Source organism: Bradyrhizobium mercantei, from assembly GCF_001982635.1.
Classification (GTDB): Bacteria; Pseudomonadota; Alphaproteobacteria; order Rhizobiales; family Xanthobacteraceae; genus Bradyrhizobium; species Bradyrhizobium mercantei.
This window is the reverse complement of the sequence record NZ_MKFI01000003.1, coordinates 535,277-560,502: the sequence shown is the minus strand read 5'-3', so window position 1 is coordinate 560,502 and position 25,226 is coordinate 535,277. Positions and strand designations below refer to the sequence as shown.

Below are 25,226 nucleotides of genomic sequence, written 5' to 3'. Positions count from 1 at the left end.
GAGCACCGTGCGCTCGTGCTTCGTATGAGAAGGGCATCCCGAGGTCGCGCATGATTTACAGCGGTTTTGAGATCAAGTCGTTCGAAGTGGGGAAGGGGCAATGGCACGCCAGGATTCAACGGGTCGATCAAAGGCCGGTCGTCATCGATGGCATGCCGTTTCCGATGCTCGACATCGGCTTTGCGTGGTCCGATCCGGATGCGGCGATCAACGACGCGAAGCGAGCTATCGACCGGTTCCCACAGCGGTATGGCATGACAATGCCGTCGGCGTGACCGGCAACGTCGTGATTGCCGCCGTTCCGCAATGCGAGCCGGATCCGGTCTGGCCGGCGCAGGTCCGCACCAGCTGCCCGGAATGTGCCGCCCGGCTCTCGCTGCTGCGCGTGATTCCCGGCCGTGCCGCCGAATACTGGACCATGCGCTGCGACGGCTGCGGCGGGATCCATCTCGACATCGTCGACCTGCCGCGGGCCTGACGGCCCGAGTGGCTTGCTGCTGACACCCTGCTGTCAGCAGCCTCGCCTGGGCGCAAATCCAGGCGTCGATTACCCTTTTCTCGCTGCCGGACTCGTCCCATATTCCGGCCATGGCGAAGACACCGAACACTCCGAAAAAGCCCGGCAAATCCCCCAAATCCAAAGCGCCAAGTTCTAAGGCGTCGAGGCCCGAGGTCCAGCCGATCGGTCCGGCGCTCGCTGAATTGCTCAATCCCGCGATCAACCGCGGCGATGCCGGCATGGGTTCGGGCACCGGCTTGCAGCCGCCGCCGGACAATTCCTGGGACCGCCGCGCCGGCGGCGAGGCCGCGGCGCATCGCGCCCGGGCGTCGACGCGCGAGACCAGCGAGGGCGTTGCCAAGCGCGATGCGTCCGGCCTCGAGGAAGCCCCGCAGGCCAATTACGGCACCTCGGCCACGATCCCGACCCTCGATCCGGAACTGGCGCGGCAGCTCGGCCTGCCGACCGCCGAGGACGACGACGAAGCGCTGGCCCGTCCGCCGCGCAGCAAGATGGAGGCGCTCGGCGTCAAGGCGACCGCCGACGCGCTGGAAAACCTGATCCGCGACGGCCGCCCCGAGTTCCGCAAGGACGACGGCTCGATGCGGGTATGGACCCCGCACCGCCCGCCGCGCCCGGAAAAATCCGAAGGCGGCGTGCGCTTCGAGATCAAGTCCTCCTACGAGCCGAAGGGCGACCAGCCGACCGCGATCGCCGAACTGGTCGAGGGCATCGAGCGCAGCGACCGCACCCAGGTGCTGCTCGGCGTCACCGGCTCAGGCAAGACCTACACCATGGCCAAGGTGATCGAGGCGACGCAGCGCCCGGCGCTGATCCTGGCGCCGAACAAGACGCTGGCCGCCCAGCTCTATGGCGAGTTCAAGAGCTTCTTCCCCGACAACGCGGTCGAGTATTTCGTCTCGTATTACGACTACTACCAGCCCGAGGCCTACGTGCCGCGGACCGACACCTATATCGAGAAGGATTCCTCGATCAACGAGCAGATCGACCGCATGCGCCACTCGGCAACGCGTGCGCTGCTCGAACGCGACGACGTCATCATCGTCGCCTCGGTGTCGTGCATCTACGGTATCGGCTCGGTCGAGACCTACACCGCGATGACCTTCGCGCTGAAGAAGGGCGAGCGCATCGACCAGCGGCAATTGATCGCCGACCTGGTGGCGCTGCAATACAAGCGCACCCAGGCCGAGTTCACCCGCGGCACCTTCCGCGTCCGCGGCGACGTCATCGACATCTTCCCGGCGCACTATGAAGACCGCGCCTGGCGCGTGAACCTGTTCGGCGACACCATCGAGACCATTGAGGAGTTCGATCCGCTCACCGGCCACAAGCAGGACGAGCTCGAATTCATCAAGATGTACGCCAATTCGCACTATGTGACGCCGCGCCCGACCTTGGTGCAGGCGATCAAGTCGATCAAGAGCGAATTGAAGATGCGGCTCGACCAGCTCAACGACCAGGGCCGCCTGCTGGAGGCGCAGCGGCTCGAGCAGCGCACCACCTTCGATCTCGAGATGATGGAGGCGACCGGAAGCTGCGCCGGCATCGAGAACTATTCGCGCTATCTCACCGGCCGCCGCCCCGGCGAGCCGCCGCCGACGCTGTTCGAATACGTGCCCGACAACGCGCTGGTGTTCGCCGACGAGAGCCACGTCACCGTGCCGCAGATCGGCGGCATGTTCCGCGGCGACTTCCGCCGCAAGGCGACCTTGGCCGAATACGGCTTCCGCCTGCCCTCCTGCATGGACAACCGCCCGCTCCGCTTCGAGGAATGGGACATGATGCGGCCGCAGACGGTCGCGGTGTCGGCGACGCCGAGCGGCTGGGAGCTGAACGAAAGCGGCGGCGTGTTCGTCGAGCAGGTGATCCGCCCGACCGGGCTGATTGATCCTCCGGTCGACATCCGCCCGGCCCGCACCCAGGTCGACGACCTCGTCGGCGAGGTGCGTGCCACGGCCGCGGCCGGCTATCGCTCGCTGATCACGGTGCTGACAAAACGCATGGCGGAAGACCTCACCGAATATCTGCATGAGCAGGGCATCCGCGTCCGCTACATGCACTCGGACATCGACACCATCGAGCGCATCGAGATCATCCGCGACCTTCGCCTCGGCGCGTTCGACGCGCTGGTCGGCATCAACCTGCTGCGCGAGGGCCTCGACATTCCCGAATGCGCGCTGGTCGCGATCCTCGACGCCGACAAGGAAGGTTTCCTGCGCAGCGAGACCTCGCTGATCCAGACCATCGGCCGCGCCGCGCGCAATGTCGACGGCAAGGTGATCCTCTATGCCGATGGGATGACCGGCTCGATGGAGCGCGCGATGGCCGAGACCACGCGGCGCCGCGAGAAGCAGGTCGAATACAACGAGGCCAACGGCATCACGCCGGAGAGCGTGAAGAAGTCGATCGGCGACATCCTCAACTCGGTCTACGAGCGCGACCACGTGCTGGTCGAGATCGGCGACGGCGGCATGGCCGACGACGTGATCTCGATCGGGCACAATTTCGAGGCCGTGCTGAGCGACCTCGAAACGCGGATGCGCGAGGCCGCGGCCGATCTGAACTTCGAGGAAGCCGCCCGCCTACGCGACGAGGTCAAGCGGCTGCGCGCCACCGAGATGGCCGTGGTCGACGACCCCACTGCCAAGCAGCGCAACGTGCAGAAGCAGGCCGGCGCCTATGCCGGCACCAGAAAGTACGGCGATGCCGCCAACCTCCCGGTCAGCGCGCTGAAGAACAAGACCGCGCAGACCTCGCTCAAGGCGAGCCGCAGCGGCAAATCCGGCTCCCGCGTGCACAAGCCCGATCTCGACGAAATGCACGGCCCGGAATCGCTGCCGTTCCGCCCGAGCGGCGCGCTGCCGGCCAAGCCGTTCGGCACGACCAGCCGGATTATTCAGCCGACAGACTCGCGGCAGTCGGGGCCGGAGTTCGGGCCGTCGCCGCGAAGCAGCGGAGGCGCGCCGGGGAAACGGGGCGGGTGGAAGAAGAGGTAGATCATGACGCGCGCCGAGCTTCTCGCGTTTCTGCGGATGCATCGGCTCGCGGTGGTCAGTACAGTTCACGACGGCGCGCCGCAGGCCGCCGTGGTCGGCATCGCGGTCAGCGATGATCTCGAGATCATCTTCGATACGCTGACCACCTCGCGCAAATACCAGAACCTCCGCGCCGATCCCCGTACAGCGCTGGTGATCGGCTGGGATGCCGAGCAGACCGCGCAAGTCGAGGGCGTCGCCGATTTTCCGAGCGGCGCCGAGCTCGCCGCGTGCAAGCAGGTGTATTTCGCAGCGTGGCCCGACGGGCCGACCCGCGAGGCGTGGCCGAACATCGGCTATGTGCGCGTGAAGCCGAACTGGGTGCGGTTCAGCGATTTTGGCGCGATGCCGACAAGGATCGAGGAGATGACGGTGCCGTAGTTCGCGTGCATCGCTCAATCACGCAACATCAAACGCCGGATGGTACCTGACACCCCCCTCCGGCGGATCGCCCTTCAGCACGCGGCGCTGGAAGTATCGACTCGGTTCGCCGCCATAGGTCAGCGCGGGATCGCTGACGAAGCCGAAGTGTCCGTAATAGGTGGGATCGCCGAGCACGACGCAGCCGTCGGCGCCCAGTGCTGCGAGCCGATCCAACCCTTTGCGGATCAGCGCGCGGCCGATGCCCTGGCGTTGCATGTCCGGCGTGACCGACACCGGGCCGAGGCCATACCAACGCCCTGCTGCGCCGTCGATCTGCACCGGCGAGAACGCGACATGGCCGCGGATGCTGCCATCATCCGATGTCGCCACGAGCGAGAGCGTCAGCGCGCCGGCCTCGCGCAGTGCCTCGACGATGCGGGCTTCGGTGCCGCTGGCGTGCGGCGCGTTCGCGAAGGCTGCCGCCGTGATCGCGCTGATCGCCGCAGTGTCCTCGGGGCGTTCGTCCCTGATCTGCATGCGCGCAGATAAGGCCGGTCGGCACGGAAGCGCAAGCTCAGCCCGCGCTCACCACCGCGACCGCCAGCAGCGACAGCATGATCATCGTGGTCATGAGTTGCAGCGAAACATTCGGCTGGCTCCGCCATTGCGCGATCTTCTCGGAGAACGTGAGGCTGGCATCGAAGAACACCGGCGCGTAGGCGTGTGCGAGCCGGTTCGGAAATCTGGCGGCGAGCCATGGCGTGATCGCGGCGTAGACCAGTGACGCCAGCACGACGTAGATCACCGCGCCATAGCGTTCGCCGACGATTTCCGGGGCGTCCATGATCTTCAGCACCAGCACGGCGGCGGCGAAGATCGGCAGGCCCTGAAGGATGGCGGTGAGTGCAAAGCCTTCGAGCCGGTTCTGTGCAGGCGATTTCGGTGCAGCAATGGCGTTCATGGCGGCGTTTCCTTGGCGATCGGGTGATCCGATGCCGCCACGCTAGCGGCGCCCCCTCGCCGGTGCCGTGATGCGGGTCACGTATGCCGCGTGGCGAGATGATGGGTATCGCTTCGCTCCTGAATTCGCTCCACCCATCCCAGGAACTGTCATCGCCCGGCTCGACCGGGCGATCCAGTACGCCGCGGCTTCTCGATTCAAGCACCGCGGCCTCTGGAATACTGGATCACCCGCATGCGCGGGTGATGACGCCGAGTACGCTGTTTGAGAGGTGAAACGGATTCCTACCGTCGTCCCGGCGAAGGCCGGGACCCATTACCCAAGATGCGCATTGTTGCGCCACGCTGGGGGCCACGATCCCGTTCACAATCGAATGCGGTGGTTATGGGTCCCGGCTTTCGCCGGGACGACGGCGGAGATTACCGAGCGATCACGCCCCTACCCCGACCGCTTGTTGCTCGTGTTCTGGGTCAGGTTGCCGTGCGCGGCCTGCTCGCGGATGTTGTGCTTCTCGTCGTCGCGATGGCCCTTGGTGGTGTCGAGGGGAACGGCGGGGGCGCTGCCGGGGCCCTTGTGGCTCTTGTTATCGTCGGGAACGGGCTGGATGGTCTTTGTCTTTGGTTTCGTCATCATCGTCTCCGTTACGCAACAAGACAACGCCGCCCGTACGGGCGGCGTTCCGGAAACGCGACATTACAACAGGCCGGGCCTCACAGCTTCTCCTGCTGCGAGGGCTGCGCCTGTTGCTGTTGGCGCTGACGTTCCTGCTGCCTGGCATGATGGCGGCCGTAGAGGCATCCCGCGGCGGCGCCGAGCATGCCGTGATGGCCAGCGTAGTGGCCGGCAACGCCGCCGACGACTGCGCCCTTGATGCAGCCCTTGGCGTCGGCGGGCGAAGTTGCGGCAAGCGCACTGACTGCAATAATGGATGCGACAAGAATGGATTTCATGATGCAGCTCCAATGGAATTGTCAGGCATCAACGGCCGAGCCACCCCGCCGGTTCCCGCCGCTTCGCCGCAGAAATACGCTGCGCACAGGCCTCGATCATGCTCTAAATGCCGCCGCATTGCGGACAGTGTTTTGAAAATCATGCGGACATCACATATTGCCCTCCTCGCGCCGGCGCTTGGCGCAGCGATCCTGTTCGTCACCAGCCAGTTCATCTCCAGCCCGGCCCGCGCCGAGGACAGCGACCGCGCGCTGCTCGCGACATTCTGCGCGCCCGCCAACATCAAGGGATCGACCTGCACGCGGGCCAAATCCTATCCCGGCGGCCGCGCCTGCGACGTCAAGCTGACCAAGGAGCGCTACACTGGACGCTTCATCGCCGGGAATGCGCTGCTCGTCGTCAATTATGAAAGCGAGTGCGAGCCACACGCGACCGATTTCGGCGGCGTCGCGCTGTTCGAGCAGAACGGCGCGGCCACCCGCTTTGCCAACCGTTTCTTGCGCTTCCTGCCCGGCGCGCAGGGCCACGACTGCATCGTGGTCCCCAGGAACGAGCAGCAGGATGCGCTGGTGTGCTCGGTCGGTCACATGGGACAGGGCATCCTCGAAAGCGCGGTGGCGCGGATGGAGTTTGCCAAGAAGGCCGGCAAGCGGATCGAGATCGCGCCGGACTTCCTGCTCCGCGCCGAGGATGCGGTCAGCGCCTATGGCGCCAACGTCGTGATGTGCAACGAGGGCCCGAAATATTTCGGCCTCTCCAACCTCGCCGCCGGCCCGCGCCGCAACACGGTTGCGGTCGACGTCGACTATGCCGACGACGAGATTATCCGCACCGCCTGCGGCGAAGGCTTTGCGAAGCCGAAGGAACTGTTTCACGACCTGCTGCCCGGCGAGGCCTTCGTGCCGGAGGGCAACGAGAAGAAAAGGCGCTTCATCATCGACCTCGTGAGCGGCAAGGCCGCGCCGGCGGAATAAAGGCCGCGCCGGCGGATTAGCGTGGCGAGATTAGGTTGAGCAGCAGCCGCGATGGCGGCGCGCTCCCTCGCCCCGTTCTTATGGGGCCGAGACAAGCGAGCTTGCTCTTGGAGGGCTGGGGTGAGGGGCTGCTTCCGCGAGTTGGGAACGAGGTTAGACCTGTACCCCCTCACCCGGATCGCATCTTGCGATGCGATCCGACCTCTCCCCGCAAGCGGGGCGAGGGAAAGCTAGGCGCGCCGCGACAGCGAGCCGGCGTGATGGCTCCGATCGGCCCCGGAGGAGCTCAAGGCCAGGACCGGCGTCGGCGCCGGCTCACCGTCGCGCGGCGCGCGCTCACATGAGCTATCTGCAGACAGGAAAACTGGCGACCGCAAGCGGCATGGTGGTGCTCATGACGAAACTCCTGATCGCGGATGCGTCGCCCATGCCGGACCAACCGGGCGCGCAGGGCGAGGTTTCATTAATTCGCGGCCACCTGCCCCGCGGTTCTTCACGTCTTTGAGACGCGATCAGTGCGGTTTCATCAGTTCAGCTTCTTGCCGTTGTCGGTCACGCCGTCGAGGAACGCGCCGGTTTCACGGTTGAGAAACGCGACATCCGCCGGGAAGAAGCCGCCGGCCGAGGCGTGGCCGGTCACGCTGCCCGGACTGATTGTCTTGATCGTCACGTCGGGGATATTCTTGCCCATCTCGTTCGGCTCGAACTCGGGATTGAGCAAATCCTTGGTGCCGGTGAGGATCAGCGTCTTCGCCCTGATCGAGGCCAGCGCCTTGGCGGTGTCGCCGCCGAAACCGGCCGTGGTGCCGACATCGTGCCGGTCATAGGCCCAGCTCTGGTAGATCCAGTCATTGGCGTCGAACAGCTTCCACAGCGCGGTTTCCTGCTCGGCCATCCAGGGCAGCACGTCGGGGCCGGACTTGAACTGCGCCACATACATGTCGGGCGTGCGCGCCGCGAGCAGCGCGACGATGTCGCGGAACAGTTTCAGGCCCTTCTCCGGCGGCGCCTGGTAATTGCCGTCCTGCCACGCCGGGTCGTTCATGATCGCCTTGCGCGAGGCCTCCATCACCGCGACGGACCAGGCCGGCGTCTTCGCAAGCGGCACCATCGCGACCAGCGCGTCCATGAAATCCGGATGGCTGACACCCCATTGCAAGGCCTGCATGCCGCCCATCGAGGGGCCGACCGCGGCGACGACATGGTCGATGCCGAGCTTCTCCTTCATCAGCCGGTACTGCGATTCCACCATGTCGCGAATGACGAATTTCGGAAACTGCATCCGCGGCTGCGCCTTCGAATTGCTCGGCGACGTGGTCAGCCCGTTGCCGATCGCATCGGTGCAGACGATGAAATATTTGTCGGTGTCGAGCGCCTTGCCCGGGCCGATCATGAAATCGAGCCGGTGATGATTGCCCGAGATCGCGGTCACCATCAGGATGGCGTTGGACTTCTTCGCGTTCAGCGTGCCGTGCGTCACGTAGGAGATCGAGAAGTCCTTGATCGCCTCGCCGCTCTCGAGCTTGAGGTCGCCTTCATTGTAGAGCTGGTGCGGCGGCTGCTGCGGTGTGTGTGCGAGGGCGGGCAGGAGCGCCGGCCATGCGAGCAGCGACAGCACGGCGGCAAATCGGGCGATGCGCTTCATCGGTTTCTCCCCAGTGTGGCGGCTCTGTCCGGCCGCCTTCCGCCGCGAAGCATACGGGCCGGCCTGGTCCCGGCAAGGTCACGAAGGCGAAGATTCGGCCGCGCCGGCGCGGAATAAATTGCAGGCCACGCCGTCCTGGCCACCCGCGGCGACCCGGGGCATGGCACCCATTTTACGCCACAATGCACGCGTTGGTTGCCGAACCTAATCGCCTTTCGCGCGTCAAACATGTGTTTGATTGTGCAAGGCTTCGGGTCACAATGTGGGCCAAGCAAATCAAGGCGAGTCGGATGGAACCGGCGGAGTCGATCATGGGCGAGGAATTGAACCGGCAGCGCGTCTTGAACTTCCTCGACGTCTACTATGCCGGCGGCATCGAGGGCGCGCTGGAGCGCTGCAGCGACGACGTCGCGTTCCTGGCCAACGCCCCGATCGACATTCTCCCGCATATGGGCCAGCACCGCGGCAAGCCCGCGCTGCGCCAGATGTGGACCACGATCCACGAACGCTATTCCGAGATGCGCTACGAGGCACCGGTCGTGGTGGCCCAGGGCGACAAGGTCGCAGCCCAGCTGCGCGTGTTCTTGCGCAAGCGTGGCAACCGCCGTGTGGTGCAGTTCGACGTCGCGGTGTTCTACACGCTGCGCGACGGCAAGATCACCGAGATCCGCGAGATCATCGACACCTACGACCTCGTCCAGCAGGTGCTGGAGCGCGACATCGCCGCAGCGCTGATCGGGCAGACCGCGGAGTAAGCTGCCGGAAAACCACGGCAGCGCATCCGCCCGCCCCGTCCCGCAAATTCCCCCGCCGGCGTTGAACCTCGACGGCCCCGCGCTGACCTATCACTGGGCTTGTTGCGGTCGGGGCTGGAATTACCATGAAAGTCGCATTGCTCGCTGTGCTTGGTCTTGCACTGGGCGCCCTTGGCGGCGCCGCGCTCGGCATCGGAGCCGGGCTCACCTGGATCGGAATGGCCAAAACCTCCGGCATCGACAGCGGAACGCTGGTGTTTTTCACCTTCATGCCGCTCGGCGCCGCGATCGGCGGCGTCGGCGGCGCGCTGCTGTTCGCCGTGGTGGCGATCCGCGACGCCGAGATCGTGATCGAACGGCAACCGCTGCGGCAGCGCGACCGCTGAATTGCGGTGGCAACCTAGCGGGTGGTCACACATTTCGGTCATGACCGCTGCAATTGTGCATTGCAAAAATGTCATTTGCGTTTTTGCCGTTCCGCACTATTTCAGCCGGCAATAGCGATGTGCAGCAACCTGGCAGGGCGTCGGCGCTGACCCCCTGCCATTCGTTTGCGTTGAAAATCCAGTTTCAGGACGAGAACCGAAATGACAGAGCATAGCCTCTGGCGTTTTTCGCGCGCATTGCATCGCGCGATCAACGAACGCCAGCTTGCAGACATCGAGCCGCTGCTCGATGACGAGGTCGAGTGGGCCATCTACGGGCCGATCGACCTGTTTTCCTTCTTCGGCGCGCGCCGCGGCAAGGCCGCCGTGCTCGAGGTGATCAGGCAGATCGGCGAGAACCTCAGGGTTCACCGTTTCGACCGCGAGTCGATCATGCTGGGGGCGGACTCCGCGGCCTCGATGCTGCGCTATTCGCTGACCGCGCTCGACTCCAACAAGCCGATCTCGCTGCGGGTGGCGCATTTCACGCAGTTCAAGGCCGGCAAGCTGACCAGCTTCCGCATGATGGTCGACAGTTTCGACCTGGTCGAGCAGACCGTCGGCTACCCGATCCATCTGCCGCGCATCGCGGTCTGACGGCTTCCCGATTTCACGGCTTCGTCATGTCCCGGGCCCGCCCGGGACGTGACGATTGCACCCGCATATCACGGGCCTATCACTTGCTTTCGCGGCGCCGTTGCCACAATTTTGCGCCACGGCAAATGCATGCTGCCGCTCTGGAATTTGCGGGCTGGGAATGACCTCCACATTGCGATTTGGCTGGGCGAGGCTGCCGGTGCTGGCGGCCGGCTTCAGCGTGGCGATAGCGGTTTCGGCCGCGGCGCAGAGCCCGCCCTTGCAGATCACGCCCGCCGCCCAGAACGACGCCAAGGACAGCGTAAAGGACGACGCCGACGCTGGCGCGGGTGCCGCGGCCGACGAGGCGCCGCCGGCGGCCGATGCCAATGATGCCGACCTCCTGAAGGACATCGACGAGAGCAAGCTCGACTGGAGCCAGCTCGACACCGACTCCACCAGCCTGCCCACGCTGGCGCCGAAGAGCGCGGCCAAGCGCAGCGGCATCGCCGGCAACGATCCGTCCTGGACCACCAACAACAACGCCAACGGCTCCTCGGCGGTGTCGGTCAAGCAGTCGATCTCGCCCTTCCTCGACACCCGCATCGGCGCCGACATGACGGTCGCCAGGCAGCAGGGCTCGACCACGACATCGGAGCAATTGTCGGAGCGGCTCGCCAATGGCGGCAGCCTGCCCCAATCCGGCGGCTCGGCCTGGGCTTCGATCTCGACCGGCGGCGTGGCTTCGATCTGGGACAAGACCTCGGTCGAGGCGCGGGTCGATCCGGGCGCCGACCAGAGCAAGGTCGGCACCTCCCTGAGCAAGTCGGTGCCGCTGTCGGAGCAGTATTCGCTGACGCTGCAGAGCGGCTACAATTTGATCCAGCAGGGCGTAGTCCCGGTGCCCGGCATCGACGGCCACCCATCGCGCAGCTACGATACCGATCAGTCGGCACGCCTCTCCGTGAACGACACCGGCACCAGCATCACCGCGGGCCAGACCCTGTCGACCTCCGACGACAAATGGCTGCGCCGGATCGGCGCCGAGCAGAAGCTGTTCGACGGCGTCACCGTCTCCGGCTCGGTCGGCGAGACCTCCCAGGGCACGACCAGCAAGAGCATCAGCGCCGGCTACAAGCGCACATGGTGAACGATCTGTTAGCCCTGTCGCGCTAATGATCAGGCATTGCCCCAACTTGGCCCAGATGCGGTCAAATTCGGCGGCACTGATAGGTCCGTAACTTCATCAATTCGTCGTGCGGGGGACAAGCCGCGCTTCGCTATTGCGACCAGGGGAAAGCCGATGAACGCCACCAACCGGACCGAGGAAGCTGAAACGCCTGCTTCCGAGGTCGACACCAACCTCGCTGCGGTCTCGGAAGTCGAAGCCGGCATCCGCGACTTCGTGCGCAACGACATCGCCTATCTGCGCCGCCCGGTGGCGAGCCCGGAGACCGCGCCGACCGACGCCAACACCGACGCCACCGTCAGCAACGTCAACTCGCTGATCCAGCGCGTCGCCGGCACCTCGCTCGCCGAGATCGAGAAGCTGATCGGCGAGCTCGAGAGCCTGCGCGACCTGCTGCATGCCGAGGGCCAGCGCGTCCAGCGCGAGATCTCCGGCTATGCCCAGCTCAGCCAGGCCGCGATGAAGTCGACGCGCATGATCGCCGACAACGTCTCGCAGTGGAAGCGCGCCGCCGACGGCCTGCGCAACAGCTGATCCCGATCAGGTCTGCAAACCGGCAAAAGCCGCCGCCTCCTCGTGAGGCGGCGGCTTCGTTTTGCGTGCCCGGCTCCGCGTAGAACAATTCGTTATTTGTCGCGGTGTAAACTCCGGCGACGTCATTTTTGCCGAAGCCGATTTGAACTGGAGATGCCGGGCCCGCGTCCAATCCGGAGTTGACCACCGGACCGCGCCTGAGCGGGGCATCGATTTGGAGAGCATTCATGCAGAGCGTCCGGCCGGACAACGCCGCCGATCCCATCCCGCTGCGCCAGCGGCAGCAGGGCATAGGCACGATCATGATCCGGTTCATCGGCATCCTGGCCGCCGCGACCGTCGTGATGGTGCTGATCTGGAATCGTTAATCCGGGGAGACGAAGTGTGACGCGGTCCGCCGACGAGTCACACTGAAGGGCGCAAACAGGCGCTGGCTGGCGCTCCCCCGAGCGCCGACGGTTACAGACGGTCGATCAGCGATCGATGCTCGCGGTGGTCTCGAAGGAATAATTGCCGTCGGCAAAACCCTTCACGACCAATCCGGTCGCCAGCATCACCACCAGCGTTACCGTCGCGAAGATAATGCCGACGAGTTTCAGCGCGCTGCGATCTGCCATGGTATCCCCAGTCGTCCTTGCCCGGATGTCCGTGCTCTCAAATCATAGAGCAGTGACAAAGGTTCAAAATGCGTTAGCAAAAAATGAGTTCCACGCAACGCACAACTCCGTCGGCAGCAGACTTAGTCTGCCACCATGGCGTCCGGGCAACATCAGAGGCGTGCGGGCAACATCAGGAACCGGGATTCCGGCGCGGCACGAAGGCGGTCGCGAGGAACGAGAACACCACCTCATTGCGCTGATTAACGCCGGTGTTGCGGGCCTGAAGGATGCCCCATTCGGGCCGCTTCTCGGACGTGCGCTTGGTCTCGACCTGGTTGGTGAAGCTGATGGTATCGCCTGCCAGCACCGGGCGGATCCAGCGCAACTCGCGGAAGCCGGGCGATGGTCCCCACACCGCGACCTTCTCGCCGCGCGCGGCGGCTTCCGCCGCAAGCCGCTTGCCGTCGGCGACGAGCAGCTTCATGCAGACGCTGGCGACATGCCAGCCCGATGCGGCGAGCCCGCCGAACAGCGAGTTGCGCCCCTCCTCCTCGTCGAGGTGGAAGCGCTGCGGATCGAACTGCGCGGCAAAGCGCTTGATGTCCTCGGGCGTGAAGGTGAATGAGCCGAACTCGCGCCGCGCGCCGATCTCGATATCTTCAAAAAAGCGCATGATGTCTCCTATGCGCCCGCGCCGTCGCGGCGGCTGATGATGATCGGCGACTCCATCTCGCACAGCATCTCGCCGCGCGCGTTGCGGATGGTGCCCTTGAAGGTGACGATGCCGGTCTCCGGCCGGCTCTTCGAGACCCGCGCCTCGACCACGTCGACATCCAGCGTCAAATCGTCGCCCGGACGCAGCGGCGCCACCCAGCGCATCTCGTTGACCCCGGGCGAGCCGAGCGAGGCGGTGCGGCCGATGAAGCCGTCGAACAGCATCCGCATCATCAGCGAGCCGAGATGCCAGCCCGAGCCCGACAGGCCGCGGAGCATGGATTTCTTCGCCGCCTCCTCGTCGAGATGCATCGGCTGCGGGTCGAATTCGGCGGCGAAGGCGAGGATTTCCTCGCGGGAAACGTGGCGCGGGCCGAACGTGCCGAAGCGGCCGGGCTTGAAGTCTTCGAAGGTCAGCGTGGTCATTGGATGAGGATATGCCGGAGGGAAGCCCGATTGTGGCCGTTATTTGCGGCAATCACAACCGGCCCACTCGCATAGCTCGCCCCTGGACTGCCGGCGCCCGGTCCGGGGCTCGCGCAGGCGAGACCGATTGGGCTTCTGCGATCCCCCTGGTGCGGAGGCGCTCCGGCGCGATCCCGAACCATTGGCCGGCGTAACGCCTCGTCCTGATCGACGCCTCTTTGCGGGCTCCCGGGATGAAGTGATCACGCCGGGGGTGACGCAGTAGGATGCACGAGACGCGAATCATATTTCGGTGGCCGGGAGAACCATGATGTTCGATTTCCAGGATCTGTTTCAGTGGGACCGCTTCATCACGCCCACGATCATCAAGACGTTCTACTGGCTGGTGATCGCGGTGATCGTGCTGTTCGGGATCTCCGGCATCCTGTGGAGCCTCACCGCGATGGCGATCAGCCCGTTCGTCGGCTTCATCCAGCTGCTCGCGTCGATCGCCAGCGTGTTCGTCGGCGTCGTGTTCTCGCGCATCTGCGCCGAGTTCATCCTGATCGTATTCCGGATCAACGAGCATCTCGGCGCGATCCGCGACCGGGATGGGGCAATGCACTGAGGCTTTCGGCCCGGCCGGAGGCGGCGTGCCGCCCATGCCGTGGTTAATCCGAAGTAGTGCCCGCGCGCAAATGCCAGCGAAATTCCGGCCGGGATCTTAAAGCCGGCCGCGTATCAGCCTCCGCATTGCCAAGACCAACGCGGGGGCGTCGTGAATTCCAGGAATGGTTTTGCTGCCGTGAGGCCGGGTGCCGAGCCGGGCTTCACGACCGAGGATATTTTATGGGCTGTCGGCATCTGGTCGGTGATCCTGACCCTGGCGCCGGTGATCGTATTTTATCTGCTGATGGTGGCCTAGCGCCATCCATCCCGCCGCAGGCGCAAGCGAGACAATCAGCGATTGCCTCGTCGCTTCAGCGCGCAAAAAACGCGCGGGCACCGCGCGTTCTTCCGGTTCGAACGAAAGCGGCGTTGTTACGCCGCCTGCTTGTGCATCGCGCCGGACGCCGACGCCGTGCCGCGAATCGCCTTGATCGAACGCTCGATCGCAGCCCACAGCCGATTGATCTCGGCGGCGGCGCGGCCTTCCGCGTAATATTCGCGGGCGCCTTCACCCTGGCCGAGCGCCATCAGCAGATCGGCGCGGTTGGTGATCTGGCCGCTCCACACCGGCGCGCGGAATTTCGCCAGCGCCTCGCGCGCGATCGCGACGATGCGGCTTTCGGCGCCGTCACGCTGCGCGGGCGCACCGTTGATCACGACGGCATAGGGCTTGCGCATCGAGCGGCAGGTCTGAATGGTTTCCTGCACCGCGTTGACGTCGAACACGCCGGGCCGCGCCGGAATGATCACCATCGTGGCGTTCTTGATCGAGTCGTCGACCACGGCCGACAGATTCGGCGGCGTGTCGATGAACACCCACTCGATGCCGTCGCGCTTGGCTTGAGCAATGATCCCGCTGACCGAGTTCACCGCCGTCTTGATCGCCGGCTCGTTGGTGCCGCGCAGCTTGTGCCAGAGCGTCAGCGAGCCCTGCGGATCGGCATCGATCAGCAGACAGGGCTTCGTTGCCTTGTGCACTTGCGCAGCGAGGTGAGCAGCCAGGGTACTTTTTCCCGAGCCCCCCTTACGCGAAGCGAAAACAATCACGTTCATACGTTGGCCTCCAGATTGACCCCAGGAGGCGAAAATGAATCAGCGCGCTGATTCGCGAAAGAAAAAACTTCTTGCAATCCGCAAAGCGGCCAAGATTACCGGTGCATTTTGCTTTTTGAGTCACACTGCACTTATGACACAACCGAAAATGGAAGCGCTAAGCGATTGATTTGACTCAAGGCCTAGCGCTTTTCGGCAGCCTTTGCAGCATCCTTGGCGCGTTCGCGCGCGATCCACTTGCGCTCGATCCAGCCGAGCAATTGCGCGGTGGGTTTCTGTAGGAACGGAACATCCTGCGCGAACAAAAGGAGTCCGAGCGGCAGCATCCAGAGTCCGAGCACCGGCAGGAAGCTGAAGATGCCGCCGATGATCAGGAGGACCGCGAGCGGAATCCGCACATAGCGCGACGACGGCTTGCGCAGCCACGCGACAAAGCGCGACGGCTTGTCCGGAAGCTTGGCCTCGAACCAGGCGAAGTGCCGATCGATCTCTTGCTTGTAGTCTTCGCTCACGCATCTCACTCCATCCGTTCCAAAAGGCGGAACGAATTTGGCAAACAACACAAGCCCAGAGATGATGCTGCGTGACAGCGTCACAAGGCGTCAGTCTGTCGCGCATCGCAGTCTTGAAATCGCCACCGCGCGATCCACCACGCGCGTCGCGCGGAGCGAAAAGCAATTCGTGTCACGACAACGCGCCGGGCTTTGGCGTGCGCGCGGTGGGAACCAGGAAGCTGGACTTCAGTGGGCCGACTTCTTCGGCTTGTGCGGCTTGACGACCTTCCGCTTGGCTGGCCGTCGCTCGACGCGTTCGCTCGCCTCACGCAGCTCGGGACCGCCGCGGAAGAACACGCGGCAGGCCGGCGACAGCAGCGCCCTGTTCCTGATCATGCAGGCCGTGATGCGATCGACGTCGGGAATCTCGGGGCCACAGAGCCGGAATGCGTCCGGGGTGCAGGCCTGCTGCTGGTCGGCCGTGTAGGCCTCGCTTCGGCCCGGCAGCAGCAACGCGGCAAGCCCGACAGCTGATATCAACGCAAACGAAAAACTCCTTGAACCGGCGGTCCCCATGCGTCCCCCCAAGGTGCTGCTTAAGCGTCGTTGCGCGGAGTGTGGGTGATGCGACGACGAAGTGCAAGCGGACGCAATGACACGCTGGCGGCGATCAACGACGCGGCAAGCGAGCCTGCGATGGTCCGATCCAGCGATATCGCGTTGGGTGGTGGTCGTGTGGATGGTACAGTTGGGTGGGCTCGAACCACCGACCTCCTGTTCCACAGACACAGCAAGGGCTCCGCCGGAGCTACGCCATTCCCGCCCTTCGTGCGAAAACTGTAGTATTATCAATAAATAAGTCCGCCGGTTCTCGCCTTACCTGCGCTGCAATTACCGCTATGGTGGTAGCTACGTGGTAGCTACAGAGGCGATCGATGGCTGTTTCGAGTATAACGATCCGCGCAGTGCAAGCGCTCAAGCCGGGCGAGACTATTTGGGATGCAGACCACCGCGAAGCGGTGCGGGGCTTTGGTGTTCGGCGTCAACGCGACCAAGCGACCTACGTCCTAAAGTATCGAGTGTTCGGTCGGCAGCGCTTTGTCACCATCGGTCCTCACGGCGCGCCGTGGACACCCGAGCTGGCACGCAAGGAAGCCAAGCGGCTTTTGGGCCTGGTTGCCAACGGCAAAGACCCCGCGGACGAGAAAGCCAAGGCGCGCCTGCAGGCGGCCGACACGCTTTCGGTAATCGCGGATCAATATCTCCGGAACGCCAAAGAAAGGCTGAAGCCCCGGACCTATTCGGAAGTCGAACGCTACTTGTTGGTCAGCTGGAAACCCCTACATCCGGTCTCGGTTTTCCAAATCACCCGCCGTCATATCTCGGCTCGTATCGCTGACATCGCATCAGCTCATGGAGCCGTCTCAGCAGCCCGCGCACGCACAGCCCTGTCCTCAATGTTCAATTGGGCAATACGCGAGGGGCTCGACATTGCCGCGAACCCGGTTCTCGGCACCAATCGACCAACGCAGCCGGGAAGTCGCGAACGGGTCCTCACGGAAACGGAGCTATCAGCCATTTGGCAGGCCTGTGGCGATGACGACTACGGTCGCATCGTGCGGTTGTTGCTACTCACAGCCCAACGCCGTGACGAAGTAGGCAGTATGCAATGGGCCGAACTTGATACCAGTTCGGGACTCTGGACGCTGCCAGCCACTCGGACCAAGAACCATCGCGAGCACTTGCTGCCATTGGTTCCCGCGGCCTTGGCCCTGGTCCCACCCCGCCGAAATGGCCGAGACTTCCTCTTTGGCGAGGGACCCCGACGCAGTGGTGACCCGCACCGCGGGTTCTCCGGCTGGTCAAAATCGAAGGCAGCGCTTGATGCGCGTATCGCGGATGCTCTGGGCGAACCCCTGCCCCATTGGACGGTTCATGATCTTCGGAGATCAGCGTCCACGGTGATGGCCGATCGGCTTGGCGTGTTGCCTCACATCGTGGAGGCGATCCTAAACCATGTCAGCGGCCATCGGGCGGGCGTTGCCGGCGTATATAACCGCGCCCGGTACGCAGCCGAGATGCGCGAGGCGCTTGAACGCTGGGCAGGACATGTCGCGGCCCTGCCCGCCCAAAGGTCGGGACGTGTTGACACCGTGATAGCGGGAGCCGGCCACTCTCATCCTGGCTTCTCCCACGGGACTGCTCGGGCGCGTACTCATGAATCCGGGATGTCCGCTTTCGAGGGCTGAGCCGCACGCGACCCCATTCCCCTGGGATGTCGCCTTGTGACCCGAAGCGGACGACGGTCATCCAGGCGATCTTGTTACGTAGAAGACTTTTTCTCCGCCGTAAGTACGATCAGCGCCAGAAGCGCGGCCAGACTGAGCGCCGATGTGACCGCAAGCGTATAGCCGCCGAGCGGCGAAATCAGGAAGCCGAATATCAGAGGCGCAAGAGCTTGCGACAGGCGCGACGGAGCGCCGAGCAATCCGAGGCGATAGCCGTAATCCTTTGGACCGAATATCGCGAGCGGCAGCGTGCCGCGCGCGATCGTCAGGATTCCGTTTCCCGCGCCGTGCAACAGCGCGAAGATTCCGGCGAAACCACCGCCGAACAGGCCGATGACGCAGGCGCCCAGCGGGTGCGTGATGCAGGCCAATCGCGCCGACCATAGCGGATGGAAGCGCTTCAGCAGGCTCGCCTCGACAATCCGCGCTGCCACCTGCGCCGGGCCGATCAACGCGCCCGCCGCAATCGCCTGCGTTTGCGTCGCGCCGAGTGACTCCAGGATGCGCGGCAGATGAACCGCCATCGCCGACGTGACGCTCCAGGCCGCCGCGAACGCAAACGCGAGCAGCACCATCGCACGGTCGATCGGAATATGCGGTTTCGGCGTATCGGCCGCGATCCGGTGCTCCCGCTTCAGCTTGGGGATCAGGAGACCATTGAGCGGCAAGCAGATCAGAATGTGCGCAGCCGCCCAGCCGAAGCAGGTCCAGCGCCAGCCGATGGTGGCAAGTCCCCACGCGCTGAGCGGCCAGCCGATCGTGCTGGCAAACCCCGCGATCAAGGTAATGCCGGTGATGGAGCGGCGCGCGGCGTTGCCGTAGATGCGCCCGAGCGCGGCGAAGGCCGCGTCATATAGGCCAAGCCCCATGCCGACGCCGAGCAACAGCCAGCTCACCGCCATCAGGAAGCCACCCTGCGAAAGCCCGAGCAGGATCAGACCGGACGCCAGAATGAGGTTGGACGCGCATAGCACGTCGCGCCCACCCATGCGGTCGATCTGGCGGCCGACGCGCGGACCGAGCAGTCCGGAAATCACCAGCGCCATCGAGAACGCGGCGAACAGCCAGTTGGTCGAGATGCCGAGGTCCCGCGCAATCGGGTCCGCGAGAATGGCAGGCAGATAATAGCTCGACGCCCAGGCAAGGGTTTGCGTGGTACCGAGCGCGACGATCAGAACGTTATCGGCACGGTGGCTCATCCGGCGCGCGCACCCGGCGGCTTGCCTGGTTCCTTGGGCGATATCACCTCGCCGTCTTCCTTGACGAATTGGCCGATGTCGGCGGCGAGCAGATCGAGGACGGCCTCCGACGGCCGGCACAATCTGACACCCTTCGGCGAGACCACGATCGGCCGGTTGATCAGGATCGGATGCGCCATCATGACATCGATCAGTTCGTCATCGCTCCATTTCGGATTGGCAAGATCGAGCGCGGCATAAGGCGTACCCTTCTCGCGGAGCAGCGCGCGCGGGGTCATGCCCATGACGGCGATCAGCGAGACAAGCTTGTCGCGCGAAGGCGGATTGTTGAGATATTCGACGATCTCCGGCTCTTCCCCGCTTTGGCGGATCATGGCCAGGGTGTTACGCGACGTCCCGCAACTTGGATTGTGATAGATCGTGATCGTCATCGGATCGCTTCCTTTGTGGTTTCCGCGCCCCGCAGCAGCCATGTCATGAATGCCAGCGCGACCATGGCCCCCAACAGTTCGGCGACGATGAATCCCGGCAGATCCTGCGCGCGGATGCCGGAAAACGTGTCGGTGAATGATCGCGCGATGGCAACGGCCGGATTGGCGAAGGACGTTGACGCGGTGAACCAGTAGGCGGCCGTGATGTAGAGCCCCACCAGCCACGGGATTGCGGCCTCACGAAATCGAATGCCGCCGATAATCGTTGCGAGCAGTCCGAATGCGGCAACGAATTCCGCAAACCACTGCGGAAACCCTGTCCTGGCCTTTGCGGAGAACTCCAGGAGCGGCAGGCCGAACATGGCGTGCGCGACCATCGCCCCCAGAATTCCGCCAAGCACCTGTGCCGCGATGTATTGCGCCGCGTGCGGCGGGCGGAGTTCACCCTTGAGCATGAACACGAGCGTGACCGCCGGATTGAAGTGTGCGCCGGATATCGGACCGAGGATCGTGATCAGCACCACCAGAATGGCGCCGGTCGGAAGTGTGTTGCCGAGCAGCGCCAGCGCCACGTCCCTGGTCAGGGTCTCGGCCATGATGCCGGAGCCTACGACGGTCGTGACCAGCAGCAACGTCCCGAGGCCCTCGGCCACCAGGCGCCGTGGCAGATCGAAGCCGCGCATCAGGCGTGCGCCTTCTTCTTTTTTATGGAGGGCTTGCACTGGGCATCGGCGAGCGCTGGCGCGCAGATTTCCGGATGGCCTGCGCAGCAATCCTTCATCAGAAATGCGATCAGATCGCGCAGGCCGGTGAAATCCGCCGAGTAGATGATCGAGCGCGCCTCGCGGCGGGGAACGATCATGCCGGCGTGCTCCAGGTCCTTCAGATGGAAGGAGACGTTGGATGGCGATACGTCGACCGCCTCGGCAATGGCTCCCGCAGCCATCCCATCGGGGCCGGCCTGGACCAGCAACCGCACGATCCGCAGCCGCGTTTCCTGCGACAGCGCGGCAAAGGCGGTTCGGGCTTGACGCTCCTCCATCTTTCGACAATCCTATAATTCAACAATCATTGAAATGAGGATAGCAGCCATGAACACGCTTGCCAATACCCGCTCGACGGTTGGGGCCCTGCTGCCGGTGGAAGAACTTTCGTTCGCCGTTCTCCTATCCAACCTTGAGGCACACAAGGCGAAGCCGCTGATCTTCAGTTACGACGGCAGGGACATCCGTCCCAGCTACCACGTCACCGAAGTCAAAACCGGCGCGTTCAAGGCGCTCGACTGCGGCGCGAACCCCGAGGCCTGGAGCGAGACCTTCATTCAGCTCTGGGACATCGAGGAGGAGAACAGCGGCCACATGCCCGCCGGGAAGTTTCTCGCGATCATCCGCAAGGTCGACGAGGCGGTCGGCTTTGATCCGCAAGCCAAACTGACCTTTGAGGTGAGCGACGGCGTCCGGCCGATGCAAATCTATCGTGCGGAGCGCATGGATAACAGGGACACTGTGGTCCGGATTTATCTCTCGGCACGTCCGTCAAGCTGCAAACCGCGCGACCGATGGCTGCAGGAACAGCAAGCCTGCCGTGCTCCGAGATCCAAGCGGCCCTGCTGCCCTTAACGCTACCATGGCGCGATAGCAGCCTGTCGTCCGGTACTGGCCCATCGCGACATATTGCGCTGCCGCCCGAAGTCGGTCGCTATAGGAGCAAAGCAGACATTGTCTTAGTCGCATCACGCCGCCGGGCTTCTGGGTACACGGCCTAGTTTGTTCTTTCAGGTGCAAACGCCGCCCCGGAGCATTCAGAAGGCGCTGGTAGCGGCAAGCTGGGCTACGAGGAATGCCGAAAACAAGTAGAGCTTGGGCGACTTGCCCATCCCATCCGCAGGAGCGCCGCCAGCGCTCGATCTCGCTGACGTCGGCGGAGAGCCTTACCGGCATGTCCCTGGCGCAGCTGCCAGTTCGACGGATTACCCATCACTCGATGATGATTGGAGCCGCAATGTCGATGTGATCCTCCTTCGTCGTGTCGATTCCGAGAGACCGCGACCACTTGCCATTTACTGCGGCCGTCATGCGGACGCGCCAGCTGTCCGCCGCGATTCGTTCGGCCGTGGCCTCTACCGGAGCGATGTGCTTGTCCGGATTCGACAAGGCCACAGAGAGCCCATCGACCGCGAGCGGCTTCTCATCGCCGTCCTCCAGCTTCACGTCGATCTCGACAGGCCCGCCGGGGCGAGGCGTGACCGTGACGTCAGCCATCACCCGCGTTCCGCAGATATGGGTGAAGAAGGGCTCGCCGCGCGGGACCGCATTTGCCGGCAAGACCGTCAGCGGTGCCGGATCGCCCGACACGATCTGCAGCCGCGGCCCCTTTGCGCCAACGCTGACGACCTCGAACGTGACCTCGACCCTGCCTGCGCGTTCGAAATTCAGCGACACCGGAATACGTTGTCCCTCCTCGAACGGCGTGGTCAATCCGATGAACATGATGTGGTCGCCGCCTGGCGCGAGAGTGACCGTCGCATCCGGAGGGATTGCCAGCCCGTCGTCGAGGGGACGCATCGTCATGATGCCGTCTTGCATGGTCATGCTGTGAATTTCGACCTTGCGGGCGGCGGGGCTTACTGCCGACAGCAGGCGATCAGCGCGAGCACCGCGGTTCTCGACGGCGAGATAGCCGCCCGCGACCTTGGCACCCTTAGGCGTGGCACGGGTCCAGGCCTGGCTGACGGCGACGCGTTCATGCTCGGCAAGCGATGGAGCGGAGCTTACGAATGCGAGCAGCGCTACAGCGACCAAGATGATGCTTGCGACCTTCAGCATGGCGTTTCTCCCGTCAGGCGGGAACGAGCGTGGCGAGCAGCGATCCGGGCTCGATAACGTGGTTGACGCCCGTCTCGATCTTCACGCGGCCGTGGCACGGAGCGACGATATCGTGCAGCGCGCCTTCGATACGGACAACGGCGATGCCGTGCCCCTCTTTTGCCAGTTCACCGTCGGCAACCAGCCACTTCGTCACGAAGCCCTCAGGCAGCATGGTATTGCGCCAGAAGGTCTCATCCGCCTTGATATCGATATTCATCGTCCATCTCCGTTAGGCTCACGCCGAAGCCTTCCTGAACGAAGGTCTCACATACCGTCCGACAACTCCTTGTTGCAGCGCAAACTCGTCTCGATATCCACCGCCAGCTGAACCGGTCGTTGACGAAACACCGAAGCCAGACGCCGTAGCAGGAGGATCGTGACGTTGCCCTTGCCGCTCTCGATCCGCGCGATCCAGCGTTCGGACACTCCCGAGGCGTCGGCGAGCTCGCTGCGCGACATGCCGCGAGCCGTACGAAGTTCGCGAAGACGTTCGCCCAATGCAGTCAGAAAATCGAGATCCGAACACGACGACGGAAACGCGCTCGAGTCGAACGACCGCGAGCTTCGATATCGCGCCTGCGGTTCATCTTCGATGTTCACAGCATCTGACATCCGAAGCGTCGGCTCAGTTCGTTCCGAACTGCAACCGCGCAAGGCGGGCGTAAAGACCGCCGGCCGACGACAGCTCCTCATGGGTGCCCTGTTCGACGATCTTGCCGCGATCCATCACCAGAATGCGGTCGCAGGACAGGACGGTAGCAAGACGGTGCGCGATGACGAGAGTGGTTCGTCCCTTCATGAGCCCCTGCAGCGCGGCCTGGACCACGGCCTCGCTCTCGGAATCGAGCGCCGAGGTGGCCTCGTCGAGCAGCAGAAGGGGAGCATCGCGCAGTATCGCGCGCGCGATGGCGATACGCTGGCGCTGCCCACCGGACAGCATGACGCCACGTTCGCCCAGTCGCGTATCGAGTCCATCCGGCAGCACGGCCAGAAACCCGGAAGCTGAGGCCAGGTCGGCGGCGCGCTCTACCTCGGCATCCGTCGCGGAGGGGCGCCCGAAGCGGATGTTGTCTCGGGCGGAGGCGGCAAAGATGACCGGATCCTGCGGAACCAGGGCGATGCGCGAGCGGATTTCTTCGGGATCGGCCTCGTGGACGGCAACTCCGTCGAGCGAGACCAGTCCCGAACTCGGATCATAGAACCGCAAGAGAAGGTGAAACAACGTACTCTTGCCGGCTCCAGACGACCCGACGATGGCGACTTTCTCACCGGAGCGCACGGAGAACGCGACGTCGTCGAGCACCCGAACGTCCGGCCTTCCCGGATAGGCGAAGCTGACGGCTTCGAACGCCAGGCTTCCCTGACCGGCCAGCGGCAGGTTCAACGGCCGGCTCGGGGCTGCGATCTCGGGCTTGAGGCGCAGTATCTCGAACAGGCGCTCCGCTGCGCCCGAGGCCGCGGACACTTCGCCCCAGACCTCGCTGAGCTGGCCGAGGCTCGTCGCAGCCAAGACCGCGTAGAGTATGAATTGACCGAGACGTCCGGCGCTCATGGCTCCCATCGCCACGTCGCGAGAGCCGGCCCAGAGAATGACCACAACACTGCTGAATACGATGAAGATGACGATCTGGGTCAGAACGGCCCTCGCCCTGGTCGAAACGCGAGAGGCCTCATAGGCTTCGTCCACCTCGCGACCGAAGCGATCGGTGGCGATCGTCGTGCCGTTGTAGGCCTGTACCGTTCTGATCGCGCCGATCAGCTCCGAAGCGTAGGCGGTTGCATCGGCGAGCGTATCCTGAGCGTTGCGGGAAAGCCGCCGGACCCACCGACCGCATGCGATCAGGGGGATCACGACGGCAGGAATGACGAGCAGGACCATTGCGGAAAGCTTCGGGCTTGTGACCGTCATCATGACGATCGCCCCGAGCAGCATGATCAGGTTGCGCAAAGCCACGGAAGCAGATGCGCCGACCGCCGCCTTGATCTGCGTGGTGTCTGCCGTCAGCCGCGACGTGAGATCGCCGCTACTCGATCGATCGAAGAAAGAAGGTGACAGTCGGAGCAAATGACCGAAGACATCCCGCCGGACGTCAGCCACCACGCGCTCACCCAACGTCGCCACGAAATAATATCGGCAGGCGCTGGCGCAGGCCAGCACGGCCACAACCGCGATCATGGCCGCGAAGTAGCCGTCGATCGCCGAAAGGCCATCCGGATCGAAGCCGAAATCGACCATCCGTCGTGCCGCAACAGGAATCGCGAGCGTGGTGACCGCCGCAACCGTGAGCGACACGCATGCGAGCATCGCGCGCCCGCGATAGCGGGCGATATAGGGATACAACGAAATCAGAGGACGCAGGCCCATGCGCCTCGTCGGCGTCGCATCGCGTGTCTTCGCAAACTCGCTCGACCGGGACGGACCGGCGGCGTAGGGCTCGAAGTGTTCGACGGTTGTCATGCGCATGCTCCAAAGGTAACCGACTTAGGTCCGTTTCGGGCGAACTTGCAAATCCGGTAAAGCCCTAATCCGGGACTTTACGGTCTCCTTGACGAAGTCGAGCGCGTCGAAGATTCGTCGA

Annotated in this window: 36 protein-coding genes; 17 read left to right on the top strand and 19 right to left on the bottom strand. The window is 64.2% G+C overall.

Annotated features, from left to right (window positions below):
• Window positions 1-50: 50 nt before the first annotated feature.
• The 4 genes from BI327_RS16225 (at window position 51) to BI327_RS16210 (ending at window position 3,936) form a co-directional block, all read left to right on the top strand.
• A complete protein-coding gene (locus BI327_RS16225; RefSeq protein WP_076861557.1) occupies window positions 51-275 on the top strand; it encodes a hypothetical protein in 225 nt (74 codons plus the stop codon).
• The gene (locus tag BI327_RS16220) at window positions 272-478 is read left to right on the top strand and encodes a hypothetical protein (RefSeq protein ID WP_394329858.1); all 207 of its coding nucleotides are present in this window, start codon (window positions 272-274) and stop codon (window positions 476-478) included. Before BI327_RS16225 ends, BI327_RS16220 begins: the two co-directional genes overlap by 4 nt.
• Before the next feature lie 110 nt (window positions 479-588).
• Window positions 589-3,516: an excinuclease ABC subunit UvrB gene (gene uvrB, locus BI327_RS16215; protein ID WP_076861555.1), complete on the top strand. Its 2,928-nt coding sequence runs from the start codon at window positions 589-591 to the stop codon at window positions 3,514-3,516.
• A gap of 3 nt (window positions 3,517-3,519) precedes the next feature.
• A complete protein-coding gene (locus tag BI327_RS16210) occupies window positions 3,520-3,936 on the top strand; it encodes a pyridoxamine 5'-phosphate oxidase family protein (RefSeq protein ID WP_076861553.1) in 417 nt (138 codons plus the stop codon).
• Between the two features lie 18 nt (window positions 3,937-3,954).
• Here the strand turns inward: BI327_RS16210 and BI327_RS16205 are convergent, their stop codons facing one another.
• The 4 genes from BI327_RS16205 to BI327_RS16190 all read right to left on the bottom strand — a co-directional run bounded on the left by BI327_RS16205 (window position 3,955) and on the right by BI327_RS16190 (window position 5,829).
• Window positions 3,955-4,455 carry a GNAT family N-acetyltransferase gene (locus BI327_RS16205; protein WP_076861552.1) on the bottom strand — a complete coding sequence of 167 codons (501 nt, stop codon included), beginning with the start codon at window positions 4,453-4,455 and terminating at the stop codon, window positions 3,955-3,957.
• Window positions 4,456-4,492: 37 nt separating this feature from the next.
• Entirely contained in the window at window positions 4,493-4,879 is a 387-nt protein-coding gene (locus tag BI327_RS16200; RefSeq protein ID WP_076861549.1) for a hypothetical protein, read from the bottom strand.
• Between the two features lie 438 nt (window positions 4,880-5,317).
• On the bottom strand, window positions 5,318-5,509 hold the full coding sequence (locus BI327_RS16195) for a hypothetical protein (RefSeq protein WP_245334832.1): 192 nt from the start codon (window positions 5,507-5,509) through the stop codon (window positions 5,318-5,320).
• An 80-nt stretch (window positions 5,510-5,589) separates the two neighbouring features.
• A complete protein-coding gene (locus BI327_RS16190; RefSeq protein ID WP_076861545.1) occupies window positions 5,590-5,829 on the bottom strand; it encodes a hypothetical protein in 240 nt (79 codons plus the stop codon).
• 141 nt (window positions 5,830-5,970) lie between these two features.
• Here BI327_RS16190 and BI327_RS16185 point away from each other — a divergent pair, with 141 nt between their 5' ends.
• Both BI327_RS16185 and BI327_RS42345 read left to right on the top strand, forming a co-directional pair.
• The gene (locus BI327_RS16185) at window positions 5,971-6,804 is read left to right on the top strand and encodes a hypothetical protein (protein WP_076861543.1); all 834 of its coding nucleotides are present in this window, start codon (window positions 5,971-5,973) and stop codon (window positions 6,802-6,804) included.
• 340 nt (window positions 6,805-7,144) lie between these two features.
• A complete protein-coding gene (locus BI327_RS42345; RefSeq protein ID WP_159450458.1) occupies window positions 7,145-7,309 on the top strand; it encodes a hypothetical protein in 165 nt (54 codons plus the stop codon).
• Window positions 7,310-7,330: 21 nt separating this feature from the next.
• On the opposite strand, the gene BI327_RS16180 is transcribed toward BI327_RS42345, so the two are convergent.
• Window positions 7,331-8,449, bottom strand: coding sequence for an alpha/beta fold hydrolase (locus BI327_RS16180; RefSeq protein WP_076861541.1), 1,119 nt, complete (start codon window positions 8,447-8,449; stop codon window positions 7,331-7,333).
• A gap of 311 nt (window positions 8,450-8,760) precedes the next feature.
• On the opposite strand from BI327_RS16180, the gene BI327_RS16175 reads away from it, so the two are divergent.
• The 6 genes from BI327_RS16175 (at window position 8,761) to BI327_RS42735 (ending at window position 12,296) form a co-directional block, all read left to right on the top strand.
• Window positions 8,761-9,204, top strand: a complete 444-nt coding sequence (locus tag BI327_RS16175; RefSeq protein ID WP_076862172.1) for a nuclear transport factor 2 family protein — start codon at window positions 8,761-8,763, stop codon at window positions 9,202-9,204.
• 125 nt (window positions 9,205-9,329) lie between these two features.
• Window positions 9,330-9,590, top strand: a complete 261-nt coding sequence (locus tag BI327_RS16170) for a hypothetical protein (protein ID WP_076861538.1) — start codon at window positions 9,330-9,332, stop codon at window positions 9,588-9,590.
• A 201-nt stretch (window positions 9,591-9,791) separates the two neighbouring features.
• On the top strand, window positions 9,792-10,226 hold the full coding sequence (locus tag BI327_RS16165; protein WP_076861537.1) for a nuclear transport factor 2 family protein: 435 nt from the start codon (window positions 9,792-9,794) through the stop codon (window positions 10,224-10,226).
• Window positions 10,227-10,386: 160 nt separating this feature from the next.
• Window positions 10,387-11,355: a hypothetical protein gene (locus tag BI327_RS16160; RefSeq protein WP_076861536.1), complete on the top strand. Its 969-nt coding sequence runs from the start codon at window positions 10,387-10,389 to the stop codon at window positions 11,353-11,355.
• 153 nt (window positions 11,356-11,508) lie between these two features.
• Window positions 11,509-11,928, top strand: a complete 420-nt coding sequence (locus BI327_RS16155; protein ID WP_076861534.1) for a hypothetical protein — start codon at window positions 11,509-11,511, stop codon at window positions 11,926-11,928.
• A gap of 227 nt (window positions 11,929-12,155) precedes the next feature.
• The gene (locus tag BI327_RS42735) at window positions 12,156-12,296 is read left to right on the top strand and encodes a hypothetical protein (protein WP_167386880.1); all 141 of its coding nucleotides are present in this window, start codon (window positions 12,156-12,158) and stop codon (window positions 12,294-12,296) included.
• Between the two features lie 105 nt (window positions 12,297-12,401).
• On the opposite strand, the gene BI327_RS42730 is transcribed toward BI327_RS42735, so the two are convergent.
• The 3 genes from BI327_RS42730 to BI327_RS16145 form a co-directional block, all read right to left on the bottom strand.
• Window positions 12,402-12,545, bottom strand: coding sequence for a hypothetical protein (locus BI327_RS42730; RefSeq protein WP_024584466.1), 144 nt, complete (start codon window positions 12,543-12,545; stop codon window positions 12,402-12,404).
• Between the two features lie 172 nt (window positions 12,546-12,717).
• Complete coding sequence (locus tag BI327_RS16150; protein WP_076861532.1) at window positions 12,718-13,200, bottom strand: MaoC family dehydratase; 483 nt, start codon at window positions 13,198-13,200, stop codon at window positions 12,718-12,720.
• 8 nt (window positions 13,201-13,208) lie between these two features.
• Window positions 13,209-13,667: a MaoC family dehydratase gene (locus BI327_RS16145; protein WP_028336033.1), complete on the bottom strand. Its 459-nt coding sequence runs from the start codon at window positions 13,665-13,667 to the stop codon at window positions 13,209-13,211.
• Between the two features lie 310 nt (window positions 13,668-13,977).
• Between BI327_RS16145 and BI327_RS16140 the strand changes: the two genes are divergently transcribed.
• Both BI327_RS16140 and BI327_RS42725 read left to right on the top strand, forming a co-directional pair.
• A complete protein-coding gene (locus tag BI327_RS16140) occupies window positions 13,978-14,274 on the top strand; it encodes a DUF4282 domain-containing protein (protein WP_076862171.1) in 297 nt (98 codons plus the stop codon).
• 150 nt (window positions 14,275-14,424) lie between these two features.
• Window positions 14,425-14,571 carry a hypothetical protein gene (locus BI327_RS42725; RefSeq protein ID WP_167386879.1) on the top strand — a complete coding sequence of 49 codons (147 nt, stop codon included), beginning with the start codon at window positions 14,425-14,427 and terminating at the stop codon, window positions 14,569-14,571.
• A gap of 116 nt (window positions 14,572-14,687) precedes the next feature.
• On the opposite strand, the gene BI327_RS16135 is transcribed toward BI327_RS42725, so the two are convergent.
• Window positions 14,688-15,368: a ParA family protein gene (locus BI327_RS16135; protein WP_021081815.1), complete on the bottom strand. Its 681-nt coding sequence runs from the start codon at window positions 15,366-15,368 to the stop codon at window positions 14,688-14,690.
• A 34-nt stretch (window positions 15,369-15,402) separates the two neighbouring features.
• Here BI327_RS16135 and BI327_RS43560 point away from each other — a divergent pair, with 34 nt between their 5' ends.
• Window positions 15,403-15,537, top strand: a complete 135-nt coding sequence (locus BI327_RS43560) for a hypothetical protein (RefSeq protein WP_283807790.1) — start codon at window positions 15,403-15,405, stop codon at window positions 15,535-15,537.
• A gap of 13 nt (window positions 15,538-15,550) precedes the next feature.
• Here the strand turns inward: BI327_RS43560 and BI327_RS16130 are convergent, their stop codons facing one another.
• Both BI327_RS16130 and BI327_RS16125 read right to left on the bottom strand, forming a co-directional pair.
• Window positions 15,551-15,880 carry a hypothetical protein gene (locus BI327_RS16130; RefSeq protein WP_076861530.1) on the bottom strand — a complete coding sequence of 110 codons (330 nt, stop codon included), beginning with the start codon at window positions 15,878-15,880 and terminating at the stop codon, window positions 15,551-15,553.
• A gap of 228 nt (window positions 15,881-16,108) precedes the next feature.
• A complete protein-coding gene (locus BI327_RS16125) occupies window positions 16,109-16,402 on the bottom strand; it encodes a hypothetical protein (RefSeq protein ID WP_394329857.1) in 294 nt (97 codons plus the stop codon).
• Window positions 16,403-16,797: 395 nt separating this feature from the next.
• Between BI327_RS16125 and BI327_RS16120 the strand changes: the two genes are divergently transcribed.
• On the top strand, window positions 16,798-18,111 hold the full coding sequence (locus BI327_RS16120; RefSeq protein WP_245334831.1) for a tyrosine-type recombinase/integrase: 1,314 nt from the start codon (window positions 16,798-16,800) through the stop codon (window positions 18,109-18,111).
• A gap of 74 nt (window positions 18,112-18,185) precedes the next feature.
• Here BI327_RS16120 and BI327_RS16115 read toward each other — a convergent pair whose 3' ends face one another.
• The 4 genes from BI327_RS16115 to BI327_RS16100 are packed head-to-tail and all read right to left on the bottom strand — an operon-like array spanning window position 18,186 to window position 20,822.
• Window positions 18,186-19,349 (bottom strand): MFS transporter, encoded by a 1,164-nt coding sequence (locus BI327_RS16115; protein WP_076861526.1) that lies wholly within the window; start codon window positions 19,347-19,349, stop codon window positions 18,186-18,188.
• Window positions 19,346-19,780, bottom strand: coding sequence for an arsenate reductase (glutaredoxin) (gene arsC, locus BI327_RS16110; protein WP_076861524.1), 435 nt, complete (start codon window positions 19,778-19,780; stop codon window positions 19,346-19,348). Before arsC ends, BI327_RS16115 begins: the two co-directional genes overlap by 4 nt.
• Complete coding sequence (locus BI327_RS16105) at window positions 19,777-20,463, bottom strand: aquaporin (protein WP_076861522.1); 687 nt, start codon at window positions 20,461-20,463, stop codon at window positions 19,777-19,779. Before BI327_RS16105 ends, arsC begins: the two co-directional genes overlap by 4 nt.
• Complete coding sequence (locus tag BI327_RS16100; RefSeq protein ID WP_076861520.1) at window positions 20,463-20,822, bottom strand: ArsR/SmtB family transcription factor; 360 nt, start codon at window positions 20,820-20,822, stop codon at window positions 20,463-20,465. The genes BI327_RS16105 and BI327_RS16100 overlap by 1 nt, the downstream gene beginning before the upstream one ends.
• Window positions 20,823-20,871: 49 nt before the next feature.
• On the opposite strand from BI327_RS16100, the gene BI327_RS16095 reads away from it, so the two are divergent.
• On the top strand, window positions 20,872-21,399 hold the full coding sequence (locus BI327_RS16095; protein WP_076861518.1) for a DUF6428 family protein: 528 nt from the start codon (window positions 20,872-20,874) through the stop codon (window positions 21,397-21,399).
• A gap of 357 nt (window positions 21,400-21,756) precedes the next feature.
• Here BI327_RS16095 and BI327_RS16090 read toward each other — a convergent pair whose 3' ends face one another.
• Genes BI327_RS16090 through BI327_RS16075 form a run of 4 tightly spaced genes read right to left on the bottom strand, consistent with a single transcriptional unit; the run spans window position 21,757 to window position 25,105 of the window.
• Window positions 21,757-22,605, bottom strand: coding sequence for a copper chaperone PCu(A)C (locus BI327_RS16090; protein ID WP_076861516.1), 849 nt, complete (start codon window positions 22,603-22,605; stop codon window positions 21,757-21,759).
• A gap of 13 nt (window positions 22,606-22,618) precedes the next feature.
• A complete protein-coding gene (locus tag BI327_RS16085; protein ID WP_076861514.1) occupies window positions 22,619-22,864 on the bottom strand; it encodes a biotin/lipoyl-containing protein in 246 nt (81 codons plus the stop codon).
• Window positions 22,865-22,911: 47 nt separating this feature from the next.
• Window positions 22,912-23,247 carry a helix-turn-helix domain-containing protein gene (locus BI327_RS16080; protein ID WP_245334830.1) on the bottom strand — a complete coding sequence of 112 codons (336 nt, stop codon included), beginning with the start codon at window positions 23,245-23,247 and terminating at the stop codon, window positions 22,912-22,914.
• A 25-nt stretch (window positions 23,248-23,272) separates the two neighbouring features.
• Window positions 23,273-25,105, bottom strand: a complete 1,833-nt coding sequence (locus BI327_RS16075) for an ABC transporter transmembrane domain-containing protein (RefSeq protein WP_076862170.1) — start codon at window positions 25,103-25,105, stop codon at window positions 23,273-23,275.
• Between the last annotated feature and the right edge of the window lie 121 nt (window positions 25,106-25,226).